Below are 17,107 nucleotides of genomic sequence, written 5' to 3'. Positions count from 1 at the left end.
CATCTTGGTGAGCGGTGATCGCAACTCCCGGTTACTCAGTGACGTAATCCCCGGAGAGTCCATGGGGCGTCTTTTCCCACCTGTGCGGATCGAACACGATTTGGTAGACCGCTCGGTACGACGCAATTGCGTGTAGCACCCAGTAAGCGGGGAGCATGAGAGAAAAGATTCCAAGGCGCCATCCGTAACGTTTACTACTTGCAATATAGGACGTACCGATCATCAAAGAATTCGAAATCACCATGTTGAATGTTCCTGCAATAATTAACCATTCAGGCAGATGTAATCCAATGAATTGCACTCCTACGTAGGTAATAACCGTGAACCCCAGCACCAGTGGATACAACAGAAAAGCAAGTGGCGTTCCCATGATTAAGCAGATCAGACTTAGTGACCCCCAGACTCCATGTGCGTCGAACGTTTCCTTGGGATGACGCGTATACACGGCAGAGGTCATGATGTAACCCTTGATCCAGCGCGTGCGCTGACGTATCCAAGGGTGTACTTGAGAGGCTGCTTCCTCCCAAGTTGTTGAAGAGTTGACTGAGACTCGGTCACCGTGAACTGATACGCGCATTCCAAGATCTGCATCTTCAGTGACGTTGTACGGGTCCCAAGCGCCGACCTTGCGTAGCACTTCAGTATTGAAATGATTAGACGTTCCCCCCAACGGGATTGGTAAGTTCGATTGATCTAGACCAGGCAGCATTGCGTCGAACCAATAGCTGTATTCGATCGCAAACATCCTCGTCAGGATGTTGTAATCCGAATTGAAGTAGTTCAGGGCGGATTGCACGCAAACTAATTGCTTTTGATTCGGGTTGATGTAAGTCCGCTCGAAGTCATCTTGCCGAAAGGCCGCAACTGAATCACGTAACTGACCAGATTCTGGTTTATCTTCCGCGTCGTAAATTACAACAAACTGTCCTCGCGCAAAACTCAAGCCGTAATTGCATGCTCGAGGTTTGGTCTGAGGTCCACCTGGAGGAACAACAATCAATCGAACCGTCTCTGGTGGATTCAAACGTTTGGCTGCCTCAATTGTTTCAAGATCATCAGCTTCCATGAGCAACAGAATTTCTAGTTTCGACGCTGGGTAGTCTAAAGAACCAAGATTTGCAAGGAGCTTGTTAATGACGTTGGCTTCGTGAAACACAGGCAGCAAAATTGTGTAGATCGGCAGTTCTTCGTCAGGTATGCGCGCAGGCGTTAGCGGTAACCCTTGTGCTTTACGGGCAAGTAGGAGTTCATATTCCCAGCGAAGATTGGTTCCACGATTAAATCGAGCACGCATCCCAGCTAACACTTTAAAACCAACATTGATCAAAAAAGTCAGGTTGGCGACGGTCAACAAAATAGTGAGTGCCCAACTCGGATACGCGATAAGCGCGATGAGCGAAACTGCGGCCAGCCCGATCGGGATTTTTTTCTGCCAGCCCACTAATCCATATTTTGCAGATTCATGCGCTCGTTCGTGAGCGTGACCTTCCGCCGCCGAAAACACCAAAGCAGCTCGGCAGGCCGTAGCGACGGCTTGATCGACATCCCAATCCGTCGTTGTAAGTACATCAATAAATTCAACCTGCAGAAGAGCTTTGGCCGCAGAAATCACGCTGTCTGTCGGTGGAACAGAAGTTGCGATTACTCCTCGACCACCTACAACTCGATACGGCAGCCACCCTTGGTTCACCAGTCTTTCTGGATCTAGATGTTCAAGTAGTTCTTGATCAGGTGGGTCAAGGACCAAATCAACGAATGGCGCATTCCACTGCTGCGCCATTGCTGCATACAGCTGGCGACGGCTAATTGTTCCCTGAAGAATCAGGATTCTCCCGAGTTGACCACCAAATTTCGCCTGAGTAATCAGGGCATTTTCGAGATCTAGTTCATTAACGAGTTTTTCGCGAAGCAGAATCTGACCAACGGTTTCGTAACCGTCTGGGCGGGAACTCATGAGGAAATTCGGCGGTAGATGCGGTAATTGCCCTGGTTAAAGACGAGCGCGTACTGAGATAAAAACTCAGGGTTATTTGCCAGCGCCGAAAACACAGAATCCGAACTACCTGATTGGCGATTACTATCCGCCGGAGCAATGAATTCAACCCAGCGAGCGTGGCTTGCTGGATGTTTGAGTGCGTCCTTAAAAAGTGAACCGGTGGACACGTTGAAGTATTCACTGAGTGGAATACCAATTTGCGGGAGCAATGAATTGCCGCCTGCATTTTCATCCATGAGAATGCGGCCACCGTCATAGTGATCTCTCAGGTATTGGACCATGGCGATCGATCTGGTTTCTTCTTTCAGGGTGATGCTCACACTGGCCTCTGCGATGACTCCAGAATGATTAAAGTCCATAACCCACCAAGCAGCCTGCAAAAGAATCAATAGCGAAACCAGTGCGATTACATACTTGCGAACAGCGCCAAAACGAACAGTGAGTTGAATGAGCATGGCCCCAAGAACTGCGAAGAAGGGCAGCGATGAAATTGCATACCGATAATTCCAAAGCCCTTCTGGCAATGAATGTGTGTTACTCATTGCAGTCTGGCCGGCGTACATGGCAACGATAATGAATGCAGATGGCACGGCAAGAAGCCAGATCATCAGTGCGTCATTGCGTAGGCCGCGTGTCCACGCAAGCGCTGGAATACCGATGATACCTATAAGGATCGGAACGACTCCAACTGTTCCCATTACTGCCCAGAAGTAAGTCCAGACAGTCATACCCAGACTGCCCTGATAGGCAATCACCCCGTACTGAACGAGTGCGGCTTGAAGCGCGCTCGCCGAATACTGCCCGGTTGCAAATTCAAGTGGATTTCCGTAGACGGCGAAGTTATAAATCAACCACCAGAATGCAGCCATTGCTGGCCAAAGCGCATACGCACCGGCAATCTTGAGCGCATGCGATCGCGAAGGCTTTCGTCGCCATCCAAGAACCGCAGCTACTGCAGTACCCGCGATCACGAGTGCCCAACCCTCATATCTCGACATCAACGCAGCAGCTGCAGGAAGCCCGGAGAACACCATCATCTCTCCGGCGCTGAGTTCACGCGAACTCATTGCCCAACGAGTCATACCTGCGACGCTAGCCACAAGCCACATCATCAACACCGGTTCAGCCATTGCAGTGGTGCACAAATAAATGATTGTCGAATTCAGCAGGAGCAGCGCTACCGCAGTGACGCGCCCTGCGCGCTTTATTCCTACTCGGGCGCAAATGCGATAAAGAGCAGCGCTAGTGCCTGCGAGCGCAACAGCACCCAGAATCGCTCCAGCCCAGCCGGTATGCCAGATAAAGGTTGACTGAACCAGTGGCAATAACAACAGGTGCGGGATCGGTAGCCAGACAGTGCCCAATTGTGGAAATCCTGGAGCAAGCGAGTCAGTAACTCGTCGAGCTATGGTGAGGTGAGCTTGCGCATCACCTAAAGCCAAATTCCAGCCAGAGCGAATCGAGTAACTCGCCGCTGCCATAACGAGGATGAATGCGACAACGGCAACGGTTGCGGTACCTGACACGCGACGGTCATTGGGTTCTGCATCAAGTTCCGACCACTTACGAAGCGTAAAAATTTTCAGCGAAGTCAAAATCCCAGCAAGCAAATGCTTTTTCCGGAGCTGATCAATCGTTGGAGCAGAGGTCACGATTCCTCCGACGTGTCCTGATCCTGAATGTCAGCACTTTCCTGGGTAGCCATCTCCGCATCGATATACGTGCGTATCTTTTTGGTGCGGATGCTCCTTCGCCAGGCACCTGCGAGTCCCAAAACTATTACGACACCAAGGCCCAACAAGAACCAAAGTGCGTAAGAATTGAATTCCTTTTTCACTTCTTCCTGCGGCAGGATTTCTTGGGTAGTCAACTGAATCGGCTTGGCGATCCCCGGTAAATCCACTAAAACGCTTCCATACAGCTCTGACCACCCGTATTGAGCAGTCGCTGGGTACTCGGCCAAATGAGCAGCTAAGAGTTGTTGCTGACTTTCAAAACCTGTTCCCCAACTACCCAGCATCAAGACATTGCAGGAGCTTCGCGCAAAGCCTTCCAAAATACCTACTGCCTCTGCCGAGCCAACACCATCGGCTAACTCGGTGCCCTTAACACTGGAAAAGTCAGATAAACGAACAGGCGATTCAAGTCGGGTTGCGTCCTGAGCCGTTGCACCAATAAACAGCCCTGTCATGCATGAATCTATGAATGTGTCAGGTTGGACAACAGATACCGAGAGCAACGCTGGATTTACTTTCTGCAACGAGGAAACGAGATCTCCTGCACTTGTCGTTGATGTATCAGAAGTCAGACCGGTTCCGAATGCAACTGGCAGCGCGTTGGCAAGCACCTGGGGGAATCGAGGAAATCCGGAATTCAAAGATTCGCCACGGACTCCAACGATCGTGGTGGCTGCAGTGTCCACATAAAAACCAACCGGCAATAAGCCAACCGGGCCAGAGCACTTAGTTTCACGAGGGATAGCGGTGAATGAGAGCTTCAGATCATTCGTCCCACGCATACGAGTTGCTGGTACGTCGATTGTTTCCATCTCATTGACGGAAGTCGAGGTGAGCGTTTTCGATGAAATTAAGTAGTCATTCCAGAACACATTCATAGATGCACCCAAATAGGCCGGAATCGACGTGTGAGTGCCTGAAAGGTGGATGGTTGCACGTTCGATTGGCCCACCAAAGGACGCCTGCGGTATCGAGAAACTTCGAGTCGATGTACCAAATCCAGTCAGCGCAAGGTTTTCTTCTGCACCGAAGTTATTCAAACTCTGTGTCAACATGTTCGCTGACGATGCGGCGGATGAACTCGGCGCGATGAGTTTTCCCTCAACCAATGTATTGAGGCGCCTGCCGAGTGTCGTGACCTCACCTAGTAGCGCATCATCTGGTCCGGCAATAGTCAGCATCGGGATGCGATTTGAATCCAAAGAAATGGAAGTGGTGACCGATTCACCGGTGGGAACTATCTCAATGCGCCGACTTCGAACTGAGTCCATGTGCGAAAGCTTGCTTTCGCTCTGCTTGGTCAAAAGAATCACTCTCGCCGATTTTGGGAGCACATGCGAGACCACAGCGACTGCATTCAAACCCGCGGCCATTGAATTGTCTGAGGGGTTATTGGGAATGACGACATGTACGGTCTCAACAGACGCGTTCAGAAAATCCAACCCTGAGGTCGGAATCGTTGGTTTGCCTTGTGTTTCAAGAACGATGTTTTGGACAGTTATTGAGCCCATAACTTCAGTCCCACAAAAGCCTTCATTTTTCTGTTCAACAGCCTTGAACGAAACTTCGACGAAGCCATCGATTACCGAGGCTCCGGCCATAGGCATGTAAAACGGGGTGCGACCTTCATTTACTTTCGCTGTGGTGATGACAGGACGAGCAAACGAGGACTCTGTGGGGCGAGCCGAAACAATCGTCTGCGCTGGGATCGTTGAGACCAATCTGGCCGATAATTTTGTTGGAGTTAAACCGGCCGGGACCGCAAGACGCAAGATTGTTGGCTGACTACCCAAGGAAAATGAAATGGTTTGCCCAAAGGGAAGTGAAATGACTCCAGAGGTAACCGAAGCTGGATCTTGTGGGTGTGCTTGAGAGATACGACCCGTTAGCGCCTGTGCGGCTGAGCAACCAAGCGCCCACATAAGAACGGCAGAAGTAAGCGTGATTGCGGCTCTCAAAGCAAGGCCTGGCCTGGAACTATGCAATCTGTAAAGCACTCTCATCTCCCCGAAGCCGTGTCCAAGAATCCTCATGAACTAGACATGCACTGTCAACGAATAGTTCGAAGCGTGTTGCGGATACGCCACGAGCCAAAATTATACGTTACGAATGAGTTAACAATTACCACCCATAAGGTGCATTTCAGTACCTCCTAGCCCGCAAATACGGGACAACGCTTACATGGCCACGCAATAGCCGATGGCCACAAACGCCACTCTTTAACTATTGGCGCGATTGTCGATTGAGCGCAGTCACTCCAACAGCCACAAACGCCAGCAGAACACCAAGAACTAGCGAGAGCGTCACTGAGGAACCAGGAGTTGGCGCAACGATGTCCAAGGTCATCGATCCAATGAGCTGCCCCGAGATACTGAGGAGTGCGAACATCAGCACGCCGACGATCGGCACTGACCAAGCCGCAATGCTGATGAACACAATGCCGATTAATCCGCCCAGATAAGCCCACCACGGCGCGACAAAAATCCCGCTGAGATCTTTACCCAAAAATCCAACAGAAACACCAAGAGCTAATCCCAACACGATGCAGCCGAACATGAAGTTGAGGAACGCTGCAGAAAGCGGTTGACCCGAAACCATCGACACCCGGCCATTGATCGCGCCTTGAACTGCAATCAACAGGCCAGCGATGAACGCAAACACCACCGGAAGAATTGGAATCGATCCATCGGTGAAGCGCTGCTCAACTGCAAGCGTCACAGCAACGACCGCCAAGATCGCGCCAACAACTCGCTGCCAGGTAATTGCTTGCTTACCAGCGGGCCCAAGGCCGATACGGTCAACAATCAACGAGTTCGTGCTCTGCCCAGCAACGATCGCGATAGTGAACACTGCAACACCAATCAATGGCACTGCTGATGCTTGAACTGCGACGAAGAACCCGCCAAGAGTTCCTCCAAGAATTTGCCACCACTTGATTTGCCCGTTGCGAATGGCTCGAGGTACCGCACCTAATCCATTGCGCACTTTGCGTGATAGCAGCGCAATGAGAATCAGCACGACGAAACCGGAACCAAAGCTATAAACCGCGGCTTCAATACCGTTGTGCATGCGCAGCGATAACTCACCATTCATGCGCGACTGAACAGCCGTAAGGGCACCGACAACCACACAAGCCACCATTGGAATGGCGACTGGGACCTTGCTGCCGGATACGTTCACAACGTCACAAAATCAAACGGAATCAGTGATTAATGGAAGAAGTGGCGCGTGCCGGTCATATACATCGTGATGCCTGCCGCCTTCGCCGCTTCAATCACTTCTTCATCGCGAACGGAACCGCCCGGCTGAACAACAGCCTTAACTCCCCCATCGATGAGCACCTGCAGGCCGTCAGCAAACGGGAAGAAAGCGTCTGATGCAGCTACCGATCCAGTTGCACGATCTCCAGCACGTGAAACTGCAAGACGAGCCGAGTCAACGCGGTTGACCTGACCCATGCCCACGCCCACTGCAGCACCTGAATCAGCGAGCAAAATCGCATTCGACTTCACCGAACGGCACGCACGCCATGCGAATTCAAGATCGCGAAGCATGTTGCGATCAGCAGCGGAACCAGAAACAAGAGTCCAGTTCGCAGGGTTGTCGCCTTCTGCGGCAACATCGTCAACCTGCTGAATCAAAATGCCACCAGTGATGGTGCGGGCTTCTTGATTACGACCAACATGTGGGCCTTCACAAATGAGCACACGCAGGTTCTTCTTCGATGCAAACAATTCAAGGGCTGCTTCATCAAATGCTGGAGCAACCACGACTTCGGTGAACACATCAATCATGGCTTCTGCCATTTCTAATGAAACCAAACGGTTGGCAGCTACGACACCACCGAAAGCTGAAACAGGATCCGTTGCAAATGCGCGGCGGTACGCCTCAGCGATATCTAAACCAACAGCGATACCGCAAGGGTTGGCGTGCTTGATGATCGCCACGGCTGGTTCAAGGTGGTCGAAGGCTGCGCGACGTGCGGCATCAGCGTCGACATAGTTGTTGTAGCTCATCTCCTTGCCCTGCAACTGTGTTGCGTTTGCTAGGCCTGGCTGATTGCGATCTGAGCGATAGGCAGCAGCCGCCTGATGTGGGTTTTCGCCGTAGCGCAACACATCGTGACGCGTCCATGATGCGCCCAACCACACTGGGAATCCTGATGGATCTGGAGTCACGACCGAACCGAGCCAGGAAGCCACCGCGATGTCGTATGACGCAGTGTGAGCAAATGCTGCGCGGGCAAGCTCTGCGCGTGCAGCCAAATCGAATCCACCTGCAGTAAGTGCAGCAAGCACGTCTGCATAACGCGATGGCGAGGTCACGATAGCTACGTTGGCGTAGTTCTTAGCTGATGCACGAACCATGGTTGGTCCGCCGATATCAATTTGCTCAACGCATTCATCAACTGATGCACCTGATGCAACGGTCTCGTTAAATGGGTAGAGATTCACGATCACAAGCTCAAAAGGAGCAATGCCCATATCTGCGAGCTGATCAACATGTGACTGCTTGCGAAGGTCGGCAAGGATGCCGCCGTGAATATGTGGGTGCAGGGTCTTCACTCGACCGTCGAGGCACTCTGGGAATCCTGTGACGTCACCGACTGGTGTAACGGGAACACCAAAACCGCTAATGGTGGAGGCAGTTGAACCTGTTGAAACAATTTCAACGCCAGCTGCGTGCAGACCACGTGCCAACTCTTCTAGGCCGGTCTTGTCGTAGACAGACACAAGGGCTCGACGGATTGGCGTGGTGGTCATCAAACTGCTCCTCTAATTACTGCGGACAACAACTCAAATACGAACAACAGCACTACTGAAAGTTCCCAGTAGCTACGAATTTTTCAAGAGCGCTCACTAAAAGACCGCGTTCTTCTATTTTGATGCGTTCATGCAAGCAAGCCTCGTCGTCATCGGCGAGCACAGGAACCACACGCTGGCTAATGATCTCACCTGTATCCACGCCCTCATCCACGTAGTGGAGGGTCGTTCCCGTCTCAGTAACTCCTGCAGCAAGAGCGTCACGAACCCCATGCGCTCCTGGAAACAAGGGCAACAAAGCGGGATGGGTATTAATGATTCGGCCGCGGTAGGCCGAAATCACAGACGGACCAAGGATTCGCATGAATCCGGCCGAGACGATCAGGTCGGGCGAAAACGCAGAAAGTGCCGAAAGGAGCCCTTCGTTCCAGGCTGCTCGATCAGGAAACGAGGCAGGCGACACCACAAAGGTGGCGACCCCAGCCGAAGCAGCACGTGTTAAAGCCGTGCAATCAGGAACATCTGAGCCCACGGCTACGAGTGAAGAAAGAACGGAGGAATCAAGGACCGATTGCAAGAGCGTGCCTGAGCCTGAGGCTAGAACCACGATGCGCTTGCTCACTCGGGTAAGTCTATTGGCGGCCCAGCCCCAGAGATCAGTGACCATTTTGAGACCCAAGGGAGCCAAACAGCCGAAGTCACCAACGCGGAGAAAAGATGACTGCCGCGCCAAGCTACTGATCAGTGAACTGACGGTACAAGTGCGCTGTGACGAGGGAAAGCATCGGCAAGGTAACGAGTGTGGCCAATCCGAGGGTGACGCTGCCAAGAATTAATACCGCCAGCGTGATCGCTGCGAGCCAGATGCCGATCTGGAAATTCTTCCTCATCACAACAGCACTGGCTTTGAACGCCGCTAACGGCCCTACTCCGCGATCAAGAATGAAATACGGGCCAAGCTGAAAGAACAGCGTGACGATCACGATTGGGAAGAAACACGCCAATAGCCCGATGTTTTGTAGGACTGTGTAAAGAAAACTAAAGAGCAAAAACTTCCAGAGGTTGTTGCCGTTCAACATGTCAGCAAAACTTGGAGCTTGCCCACGGGTGCTGCCTAGCGCTGCGCGCATCACTCCCGCAGACGCAAGGAGTGCAATCAAACTGAAGACGATCGCAACAACTGCAGCCAATCCGGCACTAGTAATGCTGGTTTCGCATGAATTGACTTGACCTGGCGACGTTGCATCTATGCAGTTTTCCAAAGCCGTCACGATCGGCTTTGTGGCAACTTGTTGCGCGAACAACACAATGGCGACCACAGCCGAGAGCGCAATATAAGCAGCAAGCTGGCTTCGATACGTTGCCCAAGCCCAAACAAATGCTGCTTTAAATCCCACGGTCTTGTTCCTCATCTGCCTGAGTTGCCGACAATTCAATCACTTCGGTTTCTAGATTCTTGTTGGCTATCGGTGCAGCTTCAACAATGTCGGGTGAGCCAATTTCATTCTTGTCTTCGACTGACACATTTGGAATATCGACGATGTCTTCAACATCTTCGAATTCAATCTCGCGAACAGCAACCGCGTTTACCAATACGTTCGACGAATCGACAGTTGCCGAACTTTCATCACCAGAATCAATGCGCAGCGCAAGAGCAGTAGGCACTGCACCAATTGCGATGAGGGCGAAGGCAAGCAGCCCGACGAGAACTGGATCAGGACCTATTTGGGCAAGACGAACATCACCGAGTGATCCGCAGGTAAGCCAGGAAAGCAACCCAAGCCCAACTCCAATCAAGGCTGCGACAGCTACAGCAAGCCCTAGACGGACTAACGCTGGTTGCTTGGTGCTGCGAGCCACCATGACGCCAACACCCACACCGATAACCACCGCGATGACGGGAAGACCCCAAGCGATTGGCCCGACTTGCTCAGGCAAGGCGGCAAGGAGCGGGAACGCCGGGAGCTGCGTTGAAGGTGGTGCCGGGACAAACGGCGACATCCCAATACCTGGGCCGATGAGAAATCCAGCACCAAGCATGTACGAAGTGGCCCAGATGATCAGGACTGGAAAATAACCAATGCACGCCAAAGCAATGAGCAGCCCGCCGAAGAAATTCGGCGTCAGGAATTCAAAGATCCCTCGCATCTGCGAGAAATGCCAGATGAGTGAAATGAGCGCGAGAACAGCACCGGCGCCAAGAAGCGCCAGCAGGCCAGCGCCGGCTGCACGCAAAATTCCCCAGAGCGTGGACGGAACCAGCGAAAGTAGGAGACGACCTGACTTTGTAGCTCTCAGTAAAGAAATCTTGAGAACTACCAACGCAATTACAAATCCGGTGAGCCCAGCGCGCCAAGGGGTGGTGAACGTGATTGCCGTAGAGGACCCATTGGAAACGGCCATAGCAAACAAGCCATAGAAGATCGCAGCAACAAGACCAAGTATGCCGACTTCAATAAGCCCGCTGGTTTTCAAGCGACGACTCAGGAATACGCCACCGCGGTAGATGAAGAAGATCGGAACTATCGCAAGACCCCATGGAAGCACTGCATAGGTTGCACCACCGCTTTGCACTGGCACGGCCTGAACCGCAAGCCACGCAGTGCCCATGAGTCGGAAGAGTTGATCAATTCCGTTGGTTCCATGCTCGGTGGTCAACCACGCGAGCCATACCGGAATCCCGATGACGATGTAACTCAAAAGCCCAGCGACGAGCCCCACGAGCGGGGCAAGAAGCCAATGAAGATGGAGTCGAGCCCCGAGCGCATGTAGATCTTTGATCACGGGGGCGGACACGGCCCTAGCCTTTCAGATCAAAGGCGAAAGCAGTTATGCCGGCACGAGCGTTCCGGCAAAAATCTGCCAAGCAAGAGCAGATTTTGCAACCAAGCTCAACACGATGTACGCCTTCTCGCCCTTGAGATAGTTCGACCACTTACCCACCGGCTTGTATTGCAGGAACTGAACGATTGCGAAGACGTTGAACAGCAGGAACAACGAAATGATGATGCCAATAACGAACCCAGGAATTTCATTTGCGCTCGTTGAGCCCGGTGCAATTGTGTAAAAAGCGATAACGATCCATGGCACTGATCCAGCGATGCAACCAAAGATGAACGGCATCCATCCACCACTGCCAGGAGTTTCATATTTTTCCTGCAGCCAGCCGAACAAAATCATTGATGCGTTCACACCAAAGATTGCAATCAACGCTGCAGCATCAGTGATTCCAACAATTTGAGCAATCAACACAATCATGATGGAAGAACTCAGTGAGTACTCAACCCAGCGGAAGTAGTTGCGCTTTTCAACAAGGCCAGCCGCGTAGCGCTTGATGAACATTGGCGAAATAACCAAGAAGTGGAACAGCGCAGATAAGCCGAAGAAGAGCGCGACTCCCCATGCGATACGTGAATCAAGCACGGTGACTGGGGCGAGCAGTGGAGTTCCCGGCGGACCATCCATATATGAGGCTGTGACAGGCAACGTGAAGTCTGTTGCGAGCACAAGGATGAGGACCATTTGAACCAGGTGGAACACCCCTGCAATTAAGTTCAAGCGCACGATCTTGGACATCTGATTTTTTACTGCCAAGGCATCTTCCATGGAAATGGTCATGCGCATAGTGTTGCACTTATCAAGCCCAGAAATAAGAAATGGCCTCGGTTTCCCGAGGCCATTTCTTGCTGACTAGTCCGCGACTAGCCCTTGGTCATGATTTCGCGCATGAGCAGAGCGGTAGCCGAAGGAGTCTTACCAACCTTCACACCGACTGCTTCAAGTGCTTCTTGCTTGGCTGCTGCGGTACCAGCTGAGCCCGACACGATGGCACCTGCGTGGCCCATGGTCTTGCCTTCTGGAGCAGTGAAGCCTGCAACATAGCCAACAACTGGCTTGGTGATGTGCTTGCCGATGTAAGCAGCAGCGCGCTCTTCAGCATCGCCACCGATTTCACCGATCATCACGATTGCATCGGTGTCAGGGTCATCCTGGAATGCCTGAAGCGCATCGATATGCGTGGTGCCAATGATTGGGTCGCCACCGATACCAACACAGGTTGAGAAACCGATGTCACGCAATTCGTACATCATCTGGTAGGTCAGGGTGCCTGACTTTGAGACGAGACCAATGCGGCCTGACTTGGCGATATCTGCCGGAATGATGCCTGCGTTGGACACACCTGGAGTGATGATGCCTGGGCAGTTAGGTCCGATGATGCGCGTGGTGCCTGCGTTTTGTGCGTACTGGAAGAACGCTGCAGTGTCATGCACTGGCACGCCTTCAGTGATCACAACAACGAGTGGCATCTTTGCGTCCACTGCTTCAACAACTGCACCCTTGCAGAACTTAGGTGGCACGAACACAACACTGACGTTTGCGCCAGTTGCTGCCATCGCATCTTGAACGTTGTTGAAAATAGGAATGCCGTCAAGATCTTGACCGGCCTTACCTGGGGTGACGCCAGCGACAACCTTTGCGCCTGATGCAACCATGCGACGTGTGTGCTTGGTTCCTTCAGATCCGGTCATACCCTGAACGAGAATCTTGCTGTCTGCGTTTAACCAAATAGCCATGTTCGTGCCTCTACTTTCCGGCCTTGCGAGCAGCTGCAAGTTCAGCAGCGCGACGCGCGGCATCGTCCATGGTTTCAACCATTTCGATGAGTGGGTGGTTCGCATTGGTAAGGATGGCGCGGCCTTCAATAGCGTTGTTGCCATCAATACGAGCGACGATTGGCTTGGTCAGTGTTGCGCCCTTTGCCTGCAACATGTCCAATGCCTGAAGGATGCCGTTGGCAACTGCATCACAAGAAGTGATGCCGCCGAAGACGTTCACAAAAACAGACTCAACTTCTGGGTCATTAAGAATGATGTCCAGACCGTTAGCCATCACTTCAGCGCTTGCGCCGCCGCCGATATCGAGGAAGTTCGCTGGGCGAACGCCACCGAATTCTTCGCCTGCGTAGGCAACAACGTCGAGCGTGCTCATGACAAGACCAGCACCGTTACCGATGATGCCAACCTCGCCCTGAAGCTTCACATAGTTGAGATCGAATTCCTTGGCACGAAGTTCAATTGGATCGGTGCCTTCGCGGTCGATCATTGCTTCGTGTGATGGCTGGCGGTACGCAGCGCTGTCGTCAAGTGTGACCTTGCCGTCGAGCGCGAGAACCTGGCCTGCTGGGCTCAACACGAGTGGGTTGACTTCAACGAGGGTTGCGTCTTCCTTAACGAAGGTATCCCAAAGCTTGACGAGGATGGCAACAACCTGGTCGATGATCTTTGGATCAAACTTTGCGGCTTCTGCGATCTCGCGTGCCTTCTTCTCATCGACACCTTCAAGAGCGTCAACGCGAATCATGGCGAGGGCATCTGGGTTGTTCGCAGCAACTTCTTCAATCTCCACGCCGCCTTCAACACTGGCCATTGCCAGGAATGCGCGGTTGGTGCGATCGAGAAGGAAGGAGACGTAGTACTCCTCAGCGATATCGCTGGCCTGAGCAACGAGCACGCGGTGCACGGTGTGGCCCTTGATGTCCATGCCCAGGATGGCGGTTGCCTTTTCCTTAGCGTCTTCTGGGTTCTCAGCAAGCTTGACGCCGCCAGCCTTGCCACGACCGCCGGTCTTCACCTGGGCCTTAACAACAACTTGGGTGCCGATCTTGCGAGCGATCTCTTGAGCCTCGTCCGGAGTGCTGGCAACTGCGCCAGGCGTCGTTGGAACGTTATGGGTCTCAAAGAGCTGCTTTGCTTGGTACTCGTACAGGTCCACGCAGGACTCCTTTTTGCGATGCGGGTAACGCGATGGCAGAACGTGATCTCGGCAAAGTTCATACCGAGCGAGCCCCGAGCCTACCCATCTGGCGTGGGGCTTGGCGCCGCGTGGCCTGTGATCTTGGCCCCATCCGTACGTATGAACTGGCCCTGATGTCCCCTCATGCGACGAGCAAACGTTTACTTCAACCCACGAAGTTATGCACAGGCAAGTGTTTCGGCCTGGCACCTCCAAGAAGATCTTCCTAGGGTCGCGCAATGCGCCTGCTCTATTGCGACGATTCTGGGAACCCCAACCTGACTCTGTACGCATTTGTGGAGGTTGAGGCCAAACACTGGAGCGGCGCCCTAAATTCGTGGCTTTCCGCACGAAAGGTCCTCAGGGATGAATATTCAATTCCAGTCCGCAGAGAACTCCACGCGGTCGATTTCCTTTCCGGCCGAGGCAATCCCTCGACTGACCCGCTGTGGAATCGCAATCGTTCACACAGGCTCCAAGTAGGAGAATTCCTGCTTCAGACGCTCACCATGATGCCGATCGAGTTCTCTTGCTTTTACTCCACGGGGAATCGCCGCGCTTGGACATACGCTTCGGCAATCGCTTCGATAAATCACCGACTTCATCGGGCCAACGAACAAGCCATCATCATGATCGACGGCGACGGCACAGAGCCTGCCTACCTTGATGCCCATCGCGCCCTCGATTCCTACGACCGACACATCGTTGAGGACCCGTGGCCCCAAGGCTCACATGCCAGTCAATGGATCATGATTGCGGACCTTGTCGCGTACTTAAGTTTTCACGCCTTAACCAATACGAATCAGCATTTGCGATCTTTGTATGGCAAATATCTACTGCCGAAAGATGTCTATGCAGGGCCACATCGCGTGAATTGAATTCTCACCTGCACCCGTTTTATAATCGAGGCTGCGGAGCTGGCCCACGCACGTGGATCACCGGCTCCGCTTTTTATGCCTTACGCTCGATCCATGACTGATGACGCCGTCGTAGCCGAGGGACTCGTCAAAGAGTTCGGTTCGGTCAAGGCCCTCAATGGGATCGATCTCACGGTGAAGCGAGGCCAAGTTGTTGGCCTCCTTGGGCCAAATGGCGCCGGTAAAACCACCGCCGTTCGCATCCTTTCCACCTTGCTCACTCCAACAGCTGGCCGGGCCATGGTCGCCGGATTCGACGTGGTGAAAAACCCTGAAGAGGTGCGCCGCTCGATTGGTCTCACCGGGCAGTACGCAGCTGTGAACGAGTACCTCACTGGTCGCGAAAACTTGATCATGTTCGGTGCGCTCTATCACTTGCCTTCTGCGTATGTGAAAAAGCGCGCAACGGAACTCTTGGAATGGTTCGACCTAACCGACGCGGCTAACCGACCAGCAAAAACCTATTCAGGTGGCATGCGCCGTCGCCTTGATCTGGCATCGAGCTTGATTGCGCAACCATCAATTCTGTTTCTTGACGAACCAACGACAGGCCTTGATCCACGTTCACGCCTTGGCATGTGGGATGTCATCAATGGTCTTGTTGCAGATGGCACCACGGTGTTACTCACTACTCAATATCTCGAAGAAGCCGACCAACTTGCTGACGAGATTGTCGTGATCGATCACGGTCAGGTCATTGCCCAAGGAACAGCGGAATCACTCAAGGATCAAATCGGTGGTGATCGCATTGAGATTTCCATTGTTGATCCTGCTCGCGTCTCCGATGCTGTCGCAGCGATTCGCTCAGTAAGTAGCGGTGAGCCACTTGTTGAAGAACTCAAAATCTCAGCGCCTGTGTCAGGCGGATCCACGGTGTTAGTCAATGCGATTCGCGCGCTCGACGTGCAAGGAGTTGAAGTGGGCGACATCTTGTTACGCCGACCAACCCTTGACGATGTCTTCTTGTCGGTCACTGGCCATGGTGCCGAAGAGCCCACTCCCTCAACTGATGAACCTAAGCGCGGAAGGGGTCGTAAATGACCACCTCAATTCCTACACGTAAGCGCCCACTGCTTGGTTGGAATATTTCCGATGGCGCTGTTGTCTCGCGCTTTAGTTTGGTACAGACCCTGCGCGTACCAGAACTCATGTTCTTCTCACTCGTGCAGCCTGTGATGTTTGTGCTGCTCTTCGCTTACGTATTCGGTGGAGCAATCCCGATTGCTGGCGCAGGTGCAACACCTGATGACGCCGCAGATATTTATCGCAACTACTTAATGCCAGGCATCTTTGGTCAAACCGTTGCCTTTGCCGCAGCAGCCACCACTGTAGGCATGGCTGAATCAATGTCCACCGGCTTGATCGATCGCTTCCGCTCACTGCCGATGGCATCGGGCGCAGTGCTCATCGGCCGCACCTTTGCTGATGCTGCTCGCCAAATTCTCGTGCTGCTTGTGCTCTCGATCACGGGGCTACTCGTTGGATGGCGAATCACCGGTGGATTCTGGAATGCAGTTGGCGCTTACGCCCTACTGCTGCTTTTCGCCTACGCAGTGTCATGGGTTGGCGCCTACATCGGCTTATCCATGCGTTCGGTTGAAACAGCCAGCACCGCTGGCTTGATTTGGTTGTTTCCGCTGACTTTCTTATCGAATGCATTCGTGCCGATCAGCTCAATGCCTACTTGGCTACAAACGATTGCTGCCTACAACCCAATTTCAACTTTGGTGTTGGCCACGCGTGAACTCTTTGGCAACCCCACAGGCATTCAGCCAGATTACTGGCCGATGAATAATCCCGTGCTCTACACAATCGGATCATGCTTGTTGGTCGTCGCTATCTTTGCGACGATTTCAATTCGCAAGTACAAGAGGACAACAGCAAAGTAGTCGGATAATCGTC

Annotated in this window: 14 protein-coding genes; 3 read left to right on the top strand and 11 right to left on the bottom strand. The window is 52.8% G+C overall.

The features are described from left to right. Nucleotides 1–31: 31 nt before the first annotated feature. The 11 genes from PHN51_06515 to sucC all read right to left on the bottom strand — a co-directional run bounded on the left by PHN51_06515 (nucleotide 32) and on the right by sucC (nucleotide 14,267). Nucleotides 32–1,954 (bottom strand): glycosyltransferase, encoded by a 1,923-nt coding sequence (locus PHN51_06515; protein MDD2818432.1) that lies wholly within the window; start codon nucleotides 1,952–1,954, stop codon nucleotides 32–34. After that, nucleotides 1,951–3,648: a hypothetical protein gene (locus PHN51_06510; protein MDD2818431.1), complete on the bottom strand. Its 1,698-nt coding sequence runs from the start codon at nucleotides 3,646–3,648 to the stop codon at nucleotides 1,951–1,953. Before PHN51_06510 ends, PHN51_06515 begins: the two co-directional genes overlap by 4 nt. Next, nucleotides 3,645–5,690 (bottom strand): cellulose biosynthesis cyclic di-GMP-binding regulatory protein BcsB, encoded by a 2,046-nt coding sequence (locus PHN51_06505; protein ID MDD2818430.1) that lies wholly within the window; start codon nucleotides 5,688–5,690, stop codon nucleotides 3,645–3,647. Before PHN51_06505 ends, PHN51_06510 begins: the two co-directional genes overlap by 4 nt. A 265-nt stretch (nucleotides 5,691–5,955) precedes the next feature. Beyond that, nucleotides 5,956–6,912 carry a DMT family transporter gene (locus PHN51_06500; protein MDD2818429.1) on the bottom strand — a complete coding sequence of 319 codons (957 nt, stop codon included), beginning with the start codon at nucleotides 6,910–6,912 and terminating at the stop codon, nucleotides 5,956–5,958. A gap of 29 nt (nucleotides 6,913–6,941) precedes the next feature. After that, a complete protein-coding gene (purH, locus tag PHN51_06495) occupies nucleotides 6,942–8,495 on the bottom strand; it encodes a bifunctional phosphoribosylaminoimidazolecarboxamide formyltransferase/IMP cyclohydrolase (GenBank protein MDD2818428.1) in 1,554 nt (517 codons plus the stop codon). Between the two features lie 52 nt (nucleotides 8,496–8,547). Then, nucleotides 8,548–9,117: a phosphoribosylglycinamide formyltransferase gene (purN, locus tag PHN51_06490; protein ID MDD2818427.1), complete on the bottom strand. Its 570-nt coding sequence runs from the start codon at nucleotides 9,115–9,117 to the stop codon at nucleotides 8,548–8,550. A gap of 112 nt (nucleotides 9,118–9,229) precedes the next feature. Then, complete coding sequence (locus PHN51_06485; protein ID MDD2818426.1) at nucleotides 9,230–9,892, bottom strand: hypothetical protein; 663 nt, start codon at nucleotides 9,890–9,892, stop codon at nucleotides 9,230–9,232. Further along, the gene (locus tag PHN51_06480; protein ID MDD2818425.1) at nucleotides 9,882–11,291 is read right to left on the bottom strand and encodes a DUF6350 family protein; all 1,410 of its coding nucleotides are present in this window, start codon (nucleotides 11,289–11,291) and stop codon (nucleotides 9,882–9,884) included. The genes PHN51_06485 and PHN51_06480 overlap by 11 nt, the downstream gene beginning before the upstream one ends. Before the next feature lie 33 nt (nucleotides 11,292–11,324). After that, a complete protein-coding gene (heR, locus tag PHN51_06475) occupies nucleotides 11,325–12,113 on the bottom strand; it encodes a heliorhodopsin HeR (GenBank protein ID MDD2818424.1) in 789 nt (262 codons plus the stop codon). Between the two features lie 83 nt (nucleotides 12,114–12,196). Continuing rightward, a complete protein-coding gene (gene sucD / locus PHN51_06470; GenBank protein MDD2818423.1) occupies nucleotides 12,197–13,069 on the bottom strand; it encodes a succinate--CoA ligase subunit alpha in 873 nt (290 codons plus the stop codon). A 10-nt stretch (nucleotides 13,070–13,079) separates the two neighbouring features. Further along, the gene (sucC, locus tag PHN51_06465) at nucleotides 13,080–14,267 is read right to left on the bottom strand and encodes an ADP-forming succinate--CoA ligase subunit beta (GenBank protein ID MDD2818422.1); all 1,188 of its coding nucleotides are present in this window, start codon (nucleotides 14,265–14,267) and stop codon (nucleotides 13,080–13,082) included. Between the two features lie 260 nt (nucleotides 14,268–14,527). On the opposite strand from sucC, the gene PHN51_06460 reads away from it, so the two are divergent. From PHN51_06460 to PHN51_06450, 3 genes are all read left to right on the top strand, one after another. Further along, nucleotides 14,528–15,166: a DUF3800 domain-containing protein gene (locus tag PHN51_06460; protein ID MDD2818421.1), complete on the top strand. Its 639-nt coding sequence runs from the start codon at nucleotides 14,528–14,530 to the stop codon at nucleotides 15,164–15,166. A 93-nt stretch (nucleotides 15,167–15,259) separates the two neighbouring features. After that, on the top strand, nucleotides 15,260–16,246 hold the full coding sequence (locus tag PHN51_06455) for an ATP-binding cassette domain-containing protein (protein MDD2818420.1): 987 nt from the start codon (nucleotides 15,260–15,262) through the stop codon (nucleotides 16,244–16,246). Next, complete coding sequence (locus tag PHN51_06450) at nucleotides 16,243–17,094, top strand: ABC transporter permease (GenBank protein ID MDD2818419.1); 852 nt, start codon at nucleotides 16,243–16,245, stop codon at nucleotides 17,092–17,094. Before PHN51_06455 ends, PHN51_06450 begins: the two co-directional genes overlap by 4 nt. Nucleotides 17,095–17,107: the final 13 nt, after the last annotated feature.

The organism is Candidatus Nanopelagicales bacterium (genome assembly GCA_028687755.1).
In the GTDB taxonomy this organism is placed as follows: domain Bacteria; phylum Actinomycetota; class Actinomycetes; order S36-B12; family S36-B12; genus UBA11398.
The sequence above is the reverse complement of the archived record's forward strand: the minus strand, read 5'-3'. Positions and strand labels throughout refer to the sequence as shown.